At 66.6% G+C, this 6,086-nt stretch carries 6 protein-coding genes and 1 pseudogene; 3 read left to right on the top strand and 4 right to left on the bottom strand.

All coding sequences use genetic code 11. The annotated features are described in order from the left end of the window. Positions 1-264: 264 nt before the first annotated feature. Positions 265-954, top strand: coding sequence for a Crp/Fnr family transcriptional regulator (locus B0E49_RS00960; protein WP_077560104.1), 690 nt, complete (start codon positions 265-267; stop codon positions 952-954). A 61-nt stretch (positions 955-1,015) separates the two neighbouring features. Here the strand turns inward: B0E49_RS00960 and B0E49_RS00965 are convergent, their stop codons facing one another. Both B0E49_RS00965 and B0E49_RS00970 read right to left on the bottom strand, forming a co-directional pair. Then, positions 1,016-1,768: an adenylate/guanylate cyclase domain-containing protein gene (locus tag B0E49_RS00965; RefSeq protein ID WP_168174977.1), complete on the bottom strand. Its 753-nt coding sequence runs from the start codon at positions 1,766-1,768 to the stop codon at positions 1,016-1,018. A 28-nt stretch (positions 1,769-1,796) separates the two neighbouring features. Further along, positions 1,797-2,894, bottom strand: coding sequence for a carboxymuconolactone decarboxylase family protein (locus tag B0E49_RS00970; protein WP_077560106.1), 1,098 nt, complete (start codon positions 2,892-2,894; stop codon positions 1,797-1,799). A gap of 200 nt (positions 2,895-3,094) precedes the next feature. Between B0E49_RS00970 and B0E49_RS00975 the strand changes: the two genes are divergently transcribed. Continuing rightward, positions 3,095-4,558 (top strand): cobyric acid synthase, encoded by a 1,464-nt coding sequence (locus B0E49_RS00975; RefSeq protein WP_077560107.1) that lies wholly within the window; start codon positions 3,095-3,097, stop codon positions 4,556-4,558. A gap of 1 nt (position 4,559) precedes the next feature. Here B0E49_RS00975 and B0E49_RS00980 read toward each other — a convergent pair whose 3' ends face one another. Beyond that, positions 4,560-5,327, bottom strand: a complete 768-nt coding sequence (locus B0E49_RS00980) for a class I SAM-dependent methyltransferase (RefSeq protein WP_077560108.1) — start codon at positions 5,325-5,327, stop codon at positions 4,560-4,562. A 42-nt stretch (positions 5,328-5,369) separates the two neighbouring features. Between B0E49_RS00980 and B0E49_RS00985 the strand changes: the two are divergent. Continuing rightward, positions 5,370-5,537 (top strand): annotated as a pseudogene (locus B0E49_RS00985) (nicotinate-nucleotide--dimethylbenzimidazole phosphoribosyltransferase); the annotation flags it as partial. Between the two features lie 79 nt (positions 5,538-5,616). Here the strand turns inward: B0E49_RS00985 and B0E49_RS00990 are convergent. Beyond that, positions 5,617-6,086 (bottom strand): LysR substrate-binding domain-containing protein (locus B0E49_RS00990; RefSeq protein WP_286137724.1); only part of this gene is annotated, 470 nt, incomplete at its 5' end.

Here is a 6,086-nt window from a genome sequence, read left to right on the forward strand (position 1 = left end):
CCCCGGCGTGTCGGCTCGCGCAGCAGAATTAAACCACCTGCCAGCCGCATTGTGGGCTCCGGATGGACCCGGAGCAGGCTTTTTTTGACCGCAAAGCCGGGGCACGGCAAACCGGTCGTCGCTGGGTGGCCGCGATCGGCAATGGGCGATGGGCAATTGTCGTCACGTGACATTGAACAGTTTTGCCCCGGATAATCCGGCTAGACGAACAGCGGGTACCTTCACCCGCCAGCCGGGGCGGCCGGCCAAACGCGAGGAGTTCATGTGGCACCCGTCGAACTGCTTTCCAGCACCATCGCAAGCGCGCGGGAGGCGCTCTCCGAGCCGGGCGAGGTGATCGCGCTGCTGTCGCTGGCAGTCGGCGTCGTGCTCGTGCTGGTGAGCTCGTTCGTCAAGACGATGATCCCACTGCGCTGGCTGGCGGTGGCCAGTTGCGTGGGCTTCGTGATCTACGGGGCGCTGCGTCCTTCGATCGCCGTGCTGCTGCTGAATGCGGCACTGCTGCCGATCAACTTGTACCGGGTGGCCGAAATGATCCGCCTCACCCGGCGCGTCGCCGAGGTGTCGCCCGAGGACAATCTGTCGGGCGTCTGGCTCAAACCGTATATGCACAGCGCCAAGGTCAAGGCGGGGACCGTCTTGTTCCGCAAGGGTGATTCTGCCAAGCGGCTGTACATGTTGGCCGAGGGACAGGTCGAGTTCGTTGAGGTCGGGAGCGTCCTCGGCCCCGGCACAATCTTCGGCGAGGTCGGACTCTTCTCTCCGGGCCATCGGCGCGCACTGACGGCCCGCTGTGTCGGGGCGTGTACCGTGCTGTCGATCGACGAGAGTACGGTCAAGCAGCTCTACTACCAGAATCCGGCGTTTGGTTTCAAACTCATCGCGTTGGTCGCCCGTCGCCTCTCGGCGGACGTCGAACGGCTGCAGCACCAGAGTGTCGAACGAGGCCCCTGACCGAACCATTGGCAGGACGTCTGCGAGCTGCGACTGCGGCTTCGATCGATGTCGGCATTCATCAGCGAACCGCATCGGCTCGCACCGTCCAGGTGCGAATCGGCTCGGCCTTGCCCTTGACCAGGGTGGCCGGCATCGGCGCGAGGTCGAAATCGTCGCCGAGCCTGTCGCGTATGACCTCGGTGATCAGCAGATCCACCTGCATCGCGCCAGTCAGACCTTCGACCCGCGAAGCGACGTTGATCGGATCGCCGGTGACGCTGAACTTCGACAACGCGCCAGTGCCGATGATCCCGGCGATCACCTCACCGCCGTGGATGCCGATACCGAAGTGCAGTTCGGGTAGTTGACGGGCGCGCAGCGTCTGGTTGTAGCGGGCCAGGGCGCTGCGCATCGCCAGCGCGGACATCACCGCATCACGTGCCTGCCAGGGGTTTGGCTGCAGCGCGCCAAACAGCGCCAACAACCCGTCGCCGACCAGTTCGGTCACATGCCCGTGGTGCTGCGTGATGGCCTCGATCATGTGGCCGAAGTAGCCGTTGAGGATGTCTACCGTGACGGCAGGATCGAGCCGGTCACACATCGCCGTGAAACCGCGCAGGTCGGCGAACAGGATGGTCACGTATCGACGGGCAGGTTTGAGTTCATCGCCGACATCGGTGAGCCGCTCGACCAGGTCTGATGGCACAAAGCGTTCGAACTGACGCTGCAGCCGCTCCAGCTTGGCGTCGGCAGCGTCCAGCAGGCGCTCGAGCTGGCGGCGCTGCGCGCGCAGCGCCCAGGCGTATCCCGCCACAGCCGAACCGAGCAGCAAGGCGATGGCCAGTGACCAGCTCAGCGCTTCACTCCCGCAACATCGCCAGGCGCACAGTGGCATTCGCCAGCGCGGCCACGCCGATCGCCTCGAGCAATACGGCGCGATTCAACCCCGCGCCCAGGCTGCGGGTCTGGCGCTGAATCGCGGCGGTCTCGTAGGACACGGTCTCGCGGGTCCATGCCACCATGGCATTTTCGTCGGGTCGCAGCCGTGACGAACCCAGCGTGTCCATGGCGACATCGAACTCGGCTGCATCGACGCCCTCGTCGGCCAGCAGCCGGGCCGCTTCGCCCTCGCAGTACCCGCAATCCAGGGTGCGCGCGACGACCGCGAACATCAGCGCCTTCGCGGGACGGGAGATCAGGGGCAAATCGAAGGCCCCGTCGAGCGCTGCCTTCATGATGGGCGCCGCAGGCAAGCCCGCCAGCAATGCCACGACCGAACCAAAGGGGCCCGCCTTCAGTGCAGTCGCGTCCAGTGGCACATCGGTAGACGCGCGCTTGGCGCCAGCATGGGTCAACCTTCCCCACAGCGGAATCACCAGGCCCAAAAGGCGCCCCACCGGACCGTTGGCCATGGCTTCGAAGCTGCGTTCCGGTGGACAAGCCATCAACGTAGCCAGCCGGTTGTAGAAACAGCCGAATGCGATCAGGAATGCCATCTCGTTCACCTGGAGCCGCGTGAAGCCCAGGCCGAGCAATTGGTCGATAGTGTCGCGTGCCGGCCGCGGCCTGGAACGCGACAGGTTTCGGCAAAAGGCGATGGCGGCGCGCTCCTTCGCGTCCATCTCGGCCACGTGCACGTCCCGTTCGATGTTCTGGATGAACGACTCCGAATAACCCAGCACCTTCATGTAAGCGCGGTTGGCGCCGTAGCAATAGCGACAGGCGTTTTCCTGCGCAATGATCATCGCGCCCATGTGGAGTTGCCGCTCGGATACAACGCTGGGGACATAGCTGGTCACGCTGTATGCCGCCTCGCGCAGCCAAGGACTGGCCGCGATCCGGCGATCGACTTCGAAGACGTGAGCGCCGCGCCGCTTGAGCTCGATGGTCCAGGCGGGATCGGGGTCGGCCGCCAGCAGGGGTTCCGACCAGGCAATTTCGTCCAACAGCAGTGCCATTTCGCGCTCCTCGCAGTTGCGCCATCTGCCGCGACACCGGCAGGCCGCCAAGCGTGGTCGACCATATTAGCACCCGTGAGGCGCGGCCGATCGGGATTCAACGGCAGGTCCGGCGGCTGGTAACCCATCGGCCGCAGTGGAAGATGTCGTACGCTACCATCGATCCACGATTCGTGGCAACAATTGATCAAGGCAAGTCGATGACCGCAAAATGCGTCATGGTGCTGGGCACCACCAGCGGCGCCGGCAAGAGCTGGCTCACGACCGCGCTGTGCCGCTGGTATGCGCGCCAGGGCCTCAAGGTCGCGCCGTTCAAGGCGCAGAACATGAGCAACAACGCCCGTGTGGTTGGCGGCGGTGAGATCGGCAGCGCCCAGTACTTCCAGGCGCTGGCCGCGCGCGCGGTACCCGAGGTGCGCATGAACCCGCTGCTGCTCAAGCCCGAGCATGACACCCACAGCCAGGTGGTGCTGATGGGGCAGGTGGACGAGGCGCTCTCGCGCATGCCCTGGCGCGGCCGCAGCGCCAGCGTGTGGCCCGTGGTGGCTCGCGCGCTCGATGCGCTGCGCGCGGAAAACGATGTGCTGGTGATCGAGGGTGCCGGCTCGCCGGCCGAGATCAACCTGCACGACAGCGACATCGTCAACATGCGTGTGGCGCTGCACGGCAAGGCGCGCTGCCTGCTGGTGACCGACATCGACCGCGGCGGCGCGTTTGCGCATCTCTACGGCACCTGGGCGCTGCTGCCCGAGGCCGAGCGCGTCCTCTTCAAGGGCTTCGTTCTCAACAAGTTTCGGGGTGACGCGGCGTTGCTCGCGCCCGCGCCGCAACAGCTGCAGGAACTCACCGGTATTCCCACCGTGGCCACGCTGCCGATGTGGTGGCAACACGGCCTGCCCGAAGAGGACGGGATGTTTCACCCTCTCCCTCTGGGAGAGGGCAGGGGTGAGGGCGCTGCCGGCGCCAAAACCATCGCCGTCGTCGCTTATCCGCGCATCAGCAACCTCGATGAATTCCAGCCCCTGAAGAACATCCCCGGCGTGCGCCTGGTCTGGGCGCGCAGTCCGGCCGACGTGGCGGGCGCCGACTGGGTCATCCTGCCCGGCTCCAAGCACACCAGCGGCGACCTGGCCTGGCTGCGCGCCCAGGGGCTTGACCGTGCGATCGCGGCGCACGCGGCGCAGGGCAGGGCGGTGCTCGGTATCTGTGGCGGCCTGCAGATGCTGGGCGAGGCGCTGATCGATCCGCACGGCATCGACGGCAACGGCCCCGGCCTGGGGTTGCTGCCGCTGGTCACGGTGTTCGAGGCCGTCAAAACGGTGCAGCGAAAAAGCGCCTCCTTCGGCAGCTTGTGCGGCCCCTGGTCGGCGCTCTCGGGCGTGGCCATGCAGGGCTACGAAATTCATCACGGGCAAACGGCCCAGCATCCTGCCATGGCGGCTGGCGGCGACGTGGCGCAAGCGGTCATGCCGGATGCCCTGGCCTGGCAGAACGCGGCGGGCAATGTGCTGGGGCTGTATCTGCACGGCCTGTTCGAAGACCCCGCCGCGCTGCGCGCGTTATTCGGGGCTGCGGCGCCAACGCTCGACGCGGTGTTCGACGGCCTGGCCGACTACATCGACCGGCACTTCGAGCCCGGCGTGTTGCGCTCGCTGGTGGCTTGACTCAGGAGCGGGTGCAGTGAAACGCCAGCGTGTGGTACGGAAAGCTCACCGTCTCGCGCCCGCGCAGCGCCGGGTGCGTGGCGATCAGCGCCTCGATGCGTTCGCGCACGGCGGCGCCGTCTGGCGGCGCCAGCGCGGCGATGAAGCTCACCGACATGAACCGGTCCACGATCACCTGTTGCGGCGGCCCCACGTGCTGGTACTCGAAGCGGCTCTCCACCAATTCGCTGAAACCCGGGTGCGGGAACGGCAGTCGCCACTCGCCCTTGTAGTAGCGCGGCGCGTCACCCTCGTACGGCGTGACGATGGAGGTCAGCGCGGCGACCCAGTCCACCGACTCGTCGCGCACATTCCACACCAGGCCGAGCTTGCCGCCGGGCCCCAGCGCGCGGTGGAATTCGTCCAGCGTCCCGCGGCTGGCGAACCAGTGGAACGCCTGCGCGCAGACCACCGCGTCCAGCGCGGCGTCGGGCAGCGGAATGGACTGCGCGGTGCCGGCCAGCGCCCGTACCGCGGGCAGGCCGGTCTCGATCTGTGCGCGCATCGCGTCGACGGGTTCCACCGCCACCACATTGGCGCCCGTGGGCAACAACAGCTTGGTGAACTTGCCGGTGCCCGCGCCCACGTCGGCCACCGTGCGGCCCGTGGCCAGGCCCATCGGCCCAGTGAGCCAGCTGGAGAGCGCGGGTGGATACCCGGGCCTGCCGCGCGCGTAAGCCCGTGCTTCTTTTGTAAAGCCCTGTTGCGCGGCGACGTGCACTTCAGCCATGAATCTTGAGCTCCCAACATTGAAGACCTCCATGATGCCGCAATGGCCCAGCGCCTGCAGCACAAGTTTGACCATAAAACCAAGCCGCTCGGCGCGCCGGGCCGGCTCGAGTCGCTGGCACTGCCGCTGGGCTTGACACTGGGCAGCGAGGCGCCGCAGCTGGAGCAGCTGCGAATGCTGGTGTGTGCAGGCGACCACGGCCTGGCCGCCGCTGCTCTCGACCGGCGCCATCCTGCGCGAGATGGCGAGCTTCGAGTCGGCGGGAGTGTCGGAAAAGACGCCTTGAGCGTTACGCCTGCGCCGCTGCCGGGGTGTTCTCGTAGTGGGCGCGCAGCGTATCGATCAGCGCCTGTGCATAGGTTGGCAGCGCCGCCTGGTCGCGCACGAGGATGTAGCGTTCGCGCACGCTCCAGGCGTCTGTCAATTCGATCAGTGACAGGTTCATGGGGTCCCTATTGCGGCGTGCCGCGCTTTCGGGGACGATGCCGACCCCGACGCCGCTGCCGATCATGCGGCACATGGCGTCAAAACTGCTGAGCTGGATGCGCAGCTTGAGCGGCTTGCCGAGTGATTCGGTGATCCTGGCCAGAAAGGTCTGCAGTGTGCTGCTCTGGTGCATGCCTACCGCGTCTTCGTCCAGAATCTCGGCGAACGCAACGCGTTTGCGCCGCGCCAGACGGTGCTGGCGCGAGGTCACCAGCATCAGCCGGTCGGTGCTGAAGTGGATGGCCTGCAGCCCCAGCGTGTCGACCTGGCCCG

Source organism: Polaromonas sp. C04 (assembly GCF_002002705.1).
Classification (GTDB): domain Bacteria; phylum Pseudomonadota; class Gammaproteobacteria; order Burkholderiales; family Burkholderiaceae_C; genus Rhodoferax_A.

Coding starts and splice junctions, on each gene's coding strand:
- B0E49_RS00970 (WP_077560106.1), bottom strand. CDS start 2,894: ATGGCACTGCTGTTGGACGAAATTGCCTGGTCGGAACCCCTGCTGGCG.
- B0E49_RS00975 (WP_077560107.1), top strand. CDS start 3,095: ATGACCGCAAAATGCGTCATGGTGCTGGGCACCACCAGCGGCGCCGGC.
- B0E49_RS00980 (WP_077560108.1), bottom strand. CDS start 5,327: ATGGCTGAAGTGCACGTCGCCGCGCAACAGGGCTTTACAAAAGAAGCA.